Genomic DNA, 3,689 nt, shown 5'->3' with positions numbered 1-3,689 from the left:
CCCGCCGTTTCCGCCATGAAATAGGTTGTCACACCGGGGAATGAGGCGGCAAGTAAGAGGATCGCCCCCAACGCGAACAGGATCAGGGACGCCCATCGCGTGACGGGCCACAATTCCCCTTCCATCATTTTAGCCGCTGCATAGCCTGCGAGCAGTCCGAAGGCAGGATAGGCCGGAAGGATGTAGTGACTGAGCAGGGTCGGCATCAGTTCGAAGAAGGCATAGGTCAGGACCGCCCAGGCCACGAGCATGCGGACCGCGCGTGTCTCGTCAGGTATGATCGCTTCTCCGACCGGATGCTTCGCCATCCATGTGTCGCGCCCCGACACCCACCAGAAATAGGCGAGCAAGACTGCTGGCCATGCTGGCAGCGGCTTGAGGGTGGCAATTGTGTTCAGCGCTTGTGCTGCCAGTCCCGTTCCTGCCGGGCGCGGCAGGAAGGGCAGCAGATAACTCAAGATCAACAAGACCGCGAACAATGCCGCGCCCACCAACAAAACGTGCTTCAGCCATGCCGCGCCTTGCGGCTTGATGGGCTTCAACGTCTTCCACGCCGCCACAAAGCCGGGAATGATGAACAGGGTCGCCGGGAAGAACCAGGCCGGAACATGGGTAAGATGGTAGAATGACCAGCCACCATGCCCCTCAGAGGCGCCGGTGAACTTGTCTTTCAGATCCTTGCCGACCGCGCCCTTGATGTATTGCCCATCAGTCGCAGCCTGAATCCAGAGAAACCAGGGCAGCACCATTGCCACGAAAATCGCTGGCCCCGGCCACCAGAGCAAAACGCGCCACCAGTCGCCTCCCTTACCATCTGTCGCCTTGGCCCAAACCCATGCCCCGATCCCGGCATAGGCGGCCACCATCGGCGTCACTGGCCCCTTGATCAGGAAGCTGGTGCCCATGCAAAACCAGAAGAGCAGCGCCATCTTTTTCGACTGGTCACGGCGCATATAAAGGCGCGCAAGCGCACCTATGCTGAGCGTTGTCAGGAAAACGAGCATTCCGTCTGTTTTCGAGATGTGCGCTTCCGATGTCAGAAGGAGCGTCGCGCCGAACAGGGCTGAGCCGACAAAGCTGGCCCTTCGCCCAACCAGGACCAGTCCGGCCCAGAAACAGGCAAGCGTTCCGAAGGCGGCCCCCAACCAGCTCGGCACGCGATAGGTCCAGATCTGCTTTGCCTCGGGCCCCGTAAACACTGCCGTCGAGGCGGCCTGCAGCCAGTGAATGCCTGCCGGCTTCTTGTTGCGGAGCTCATCCTGATACTGGATGCGGATATAATCCTGCTCCTCCAGCATTTCCTTCGAGGCCTGCGCAAACCGGCTCTCATCCCTGTCGAGGGCAGGCAAATTGAACACGCCGGGCGCAGCAGCGCCGAATGTGAGGATGAACAGGACGAACCAGGGTTTCCAGCCGGTGGAAAGTCGATCAAGCAAAGTCATGATTGCCATTTACCTTGTTCATGTCCGCGCGTCTTCAGGGTTTTGCGCTGAGATTCCTAGCGTGACAAATGCGCCGCAGGGCTCGCCTTGCGTCAAATCGCTTTGTATGAGCGTGCGAAACCTGCCTCGCGCGCTCGCGAGCCCCTGCCTGAAAGGTGCCAGCCGTGGCCCAGTCGCTTGAATTTTCCATCGTTGTTCCGGTTCATAATGAATCCGGCAATGTCGAATCCCTGATCACCGAGATTCACCGCGCGCTCGATGGGCGCGCATTCGAAATGGTGTTCGTCGATGATGCGTCGACCGATGACACGCGGGCACGCCTGATCGAACTGAAGGAGCGCTTTCCGATGTTGCGCGTGATCGGGCACCGCAACAATGCCGGGCAGAGCCGGGCCATCCGTTCCGGAATAATGGCGGCGCGCGCGCCGGTGATTGGCACGCTGGATGGCGATGGACAGAACGATCCAGCCGATCTGCCAGACCTGTACCGCCAGCTGACGCGGGCAGATGCGCCGGAATCGCTGAAAATGGTTATGGGCCGCCGCACCAAGCGTAAAGACACTGCCTGGAAGCGGTTTGGCAGCAGTTTTGCCAACAAGATCCGCAAACGCCTGCTGCGGGATGATTGCGACGATGCCGGCTGTGGCGTGAAGGCGATCTATCGGGAAGCCTTCCTGAGGTTGCCCTATTTCGATCATATCCATCGCTACGTCCCTGCCCTGATGCAGGCCGAAGGCTTCGATGTGGAATATCGCGACGTGAATCATCGCGAGCGTCGTAGCGGAACATCGAACTATACGAATTTTGGCCGATTGGCCGATGCCCTGTCCGATTTGCGGGGCGTTATGTGGTTGGTCCGCCGTCGGCGCAATCCGGGCGGCATGGACGAGCTTTAGCCGTAGGTCGCGACAGCGATACAGATCTCGCCATCCTCATCGAAAATAAAAGTTTCAGCCGCGTTCTGGCCGCGATGGTTGGTGTAAAGCAACGTGATCGCGTCTGATCCGGTCAACACGTCTTCCAGTTCAAAATACAGATCACTCGCGCTGGCCATTGCGGCCTGCCAGTATTTGCGCAGCCCCGCTTTTCCAGTCAGGAAATCCTCATCCGTCCCCATCACCAGCGCAATGCGCGGCGAATGGAACACGACCCCGTCGGCATAGTGCGACAGCACAGCGTCGAGGTCGTGATCATTCCAGGCTGCTACCCATTCACGGGCAAACGAATCAGCGTCCGGTCTGGCCATACGGCCTGTTACTAGGCTTGGCCGTTTACCGCCAGAACATCTTCAACCGTTCGGAGACCCGGCTTTGGTGAGGTCACCAGAACAGCCATGTTTCCAGGCAGATGCTTGTTGTCCAGCATCTTGTCGTGCGCGGCCGGAATGTCTTCCCACGGGAAGACTTCGGACATGCCCGGATCAATGCGCCGGTTGATCACCAATTGGTTCGCGGCGCTTGCCTGTTTCAGGTTTGCGAAATGGCTGCCCTGTACCCGCTTCTGCCGCATCCAGAGGAAGCGCGCATCCATGGTCAGGTTGAAGCCGGTCGTGCCGGCGCAGATGACGACCATGCCGCCACGCTTCACAACGAACACAGACACAGGGAAAGTCGACTCACCCGGATGTTCGAAGACGATGTCGACATCCTTCTTGTCAGTGAGTTCCCAGATCGCCTTGCCGAACTTTCGGCTCTCTTTCATATAGTCATTGAATTCCGGGCCGTTCACGGTCGGCAGCTGCCCCCAGCAATTGAAGTCCTTGCGGTTGAGCACGCCCTTGGCGCCAAGACTGAGCACATGCTCTTTCTTGTCATCGCTTCCGACGACCCCAATCGCGTTCGCCCCCGTGACAGCACAAAGCTGGACACCGAAGCTGCCAAGGCCGCCCGAGGCGCCCCAGACAAGGACATTGTCTGCCGGCTTCACGATGTGCGGGCGGTGGCCGAACAGCATGCGGTAGGCTGTGGCAAGCGTCAGTGTGTAGCAGGCGCTCTCTTCCCAGGTCAGATGCTTGGGGCGCGGCATGCATTGGCGCGCCTGCACGCGGCAGAATTGGGCGAAGGAGCCGTCTGGAGTTTCGTAGCCCCAGATACGCTGACTGGGCGAGAACATCGGGTCGCCGCCATTACATTCCTCGTCGTCGCCATCATCCTGGTTGCAGTGGATGACCACTTCGTCACCCGGCTTCACGCGTGTCACTTTGCGACCGACAGCCCATACGATCCCGGACGCGTCGGACCCTGCAAC

4 protein-coding genes are annotated in these 3,689 nt (G+C 59.6%); 1 reads left to right on the top strand and 3 read right to left on the bottom strand.

The annotated features are described in order from the left end of the window. Positions 1-1,451 (bottom strand): ArnT family glycosyltransferase (locus B4F73_RS12150; protein WP_349679567.1); only part of this gene is annotated, 1,451 nt, incomplete at its 3' end. Positions 1,452-1,606: 155 nt separating this feature from the next. Between B4F73_RS12150 and B4F73_RS12145 the strand changes: the two genes are divergently transcribed. Beyond that, positions 1,607-2,338, top strand: coding sequence for a glycosyltransferase family 2 protein (locus B4F73_RS12145; protein ID WP_084333547.1), 732 nt, complete (start codon positions 1,607-1,609; stop codon positions 2,336-2,338). Here B4F73_RS12145 and B4F73_RS12140 read toward each other — a convergent pair. Together B4F73_RS12140 and ccrA are read right to left on the bottom strand one after the other, a co-directional pair. Continuing rightward, positions 2,335-2,688, bottom strand: coding sequence for a nuclear transport factor 2 family protein (locus B4F73_RS12140; RefSeq protein WP_034817639.1), 354 nt, complete (start codon positions 2,686-2,688; stop codon positions 2,335-2,337). The two genes, B4F73_RS12145 and B4F73_RS12140, sit on opposite strands and share 4 nt — an antisense overlap. An 11-nt stretch (positions 2,689-2,699) precedes the next feature. Then, positions 2,700-3,689: crotonyl-CoA carboxylase/reductase (ccrA, locus tag B4F73_RS12135; protein WP_290483384.1), on the bottom strand; the 990-nt coding region annotated here is incomplete at its 5' end.

Origin of the sequence: Hyphomonas sp. UBA3601 (assembly GCF_002375605.1) — a bacterium.
In the GTDB taxonomy this organism is placed as follows: domain Bacteria; phylum Pseudomonadota; class Alphaproteobacteria; order Caulobacterales; family Hyphomonadaceae; genus Hyphomonas.
The sequence above is the reverse complement of the archived record's forward strand: the minus strand, read 5'-3'. Positions and strand labels throughout refer to the sequence as shown.